At 75.7% G+C, this 1,326-nt stretch carries 2 protein-coding genes; both read left to right on the top strand.

The features are described 5' to 3' along the window. Positions 1-327 (top strand): ADP-ribosylglycohydrolase family protein (locus HO151_RS02655; protein ID WP_173894513.1); only part of this gene is annotated, 327 nt, incomplete at its 5' end. A gap of 261 nt (positions 328-588) precedes the next feature. After that, a partial coding sequence (locus HO151_RS07660; protein WP_368039393.1) for a DUF4153 domain-containing protein occupies positions 589-1,326 on the top strand: 738 nt, incomplete at its 3' end.

Raw genomic sequence — 1,326 nt, forward strand, 5'->3', positions numbered from 1 at the left:
CGCAGCGCCGTGGGCGCGGGTCTGCGCCGCGCCCGGGACATGCTCGACTACGGGGACGCGACCACCGTCGCGGCCGTCCTCGGCTGCGGGCGGCGCACGACCGCGCACGACACGGTGCCGTTCGCGCTCTGGTCGGCGGCGCGTGCCCTCGGCGACTACGAGAAGGCTTTTTGGACGACCGTCCAGGTGGGCGGCGACACGGACACGACCTGCGCCATCGTCGGGGGCGTCGTGGCCGCCGCGGGGGAGGCGGGGACACCGCCCGCGGAGTGGCTGGAACGGACCGAGGCGCTGCCGGAATGGCTGGCGACGGGGGCGGTCCGGTAGGCCTCGGTGTCGATGCCACAGGTGAGGCGACCCGGTCGGGTGGGTGTCCGCTTTTTCCCGCTCCGCGTGTCGATCACTGTCACAGCCCTGCCACAGCTCTGCCGCAGAGGGACGGTGACCCGCTGCGCGGAGTGTGCCCCGGTTAACCTTTCCGCCACGCCGCTCGTTGATCATTTCGGGCCGGCGCCGACGAGGAACCGGCTCCCGGCCTTTCCGCAGCCCCGCGCTGTGTGCTGCCCGGACCGGTCGGGAGGGGGTCCCGTGTCCGACGAACCGTCCGAGACCGAGCCGAGAGCACCGGAGAAGGCCGTTCCGGCGGCACGCCCTGGCGGCGGGGGCGGGGGTACGACGCGCTCGCGCGCGGACGGGAACCGGACCGGAGGCGGCAGCCCGGCCGGAGGTGGGAGCCCGGCCGGAGGGGGCAGCGAGGGCCGCGTCGCTGTCGGCGAGAGGGAGAACGAGGAGGATGGCAAGGGGGACGGCAAGGGGGACGGCGGAGGCGCGGGTCGGCAGGGTCCCGCCGTCGAGTCCTGGTTCGCCGACGTCCGGGCCGGGACCCCGGCGCCCGTCCGTACCGGGACTCTCTGGGCCGCCCTGGTCACCGGCCTGCTCAGCATGTTCCTGCTCGGGGACGGCTTGGCGCTCAACCTCCTGCTGGTCGCGATCCCGATCACGCTCGGTGCGTACTTCGCGGCCGACCGGGCGGGCCGGCGCCCGCGGCCCTGGACGCTGGTGTGGGGCACCGGGGCACTCGCCCTGCTGATCGTCCCGGCGCTGCGCGACGCCGGGTGGCCGTCGTTCCTGGCCGTCGTCGCGGCCTTGGCGGTGGGTTCGCTCGCGCTGCACGGCGGCCGCACCTGGACCGGAATGCTGTTCGGCCCGATCGGCCTCTACGCCTCGCTGGTCACCGGTCCGGGCTGGGGCTGGCGGGGCCTGCGCGAGCGGTCCGGCGGCGCCCGCGGCACCATGGGCCCGCTGCTGCGCGCGAGCGCGGTGGCC

This window comes from Streptomyces sp. 8P21H-1, from assembly GCF_013302945.1.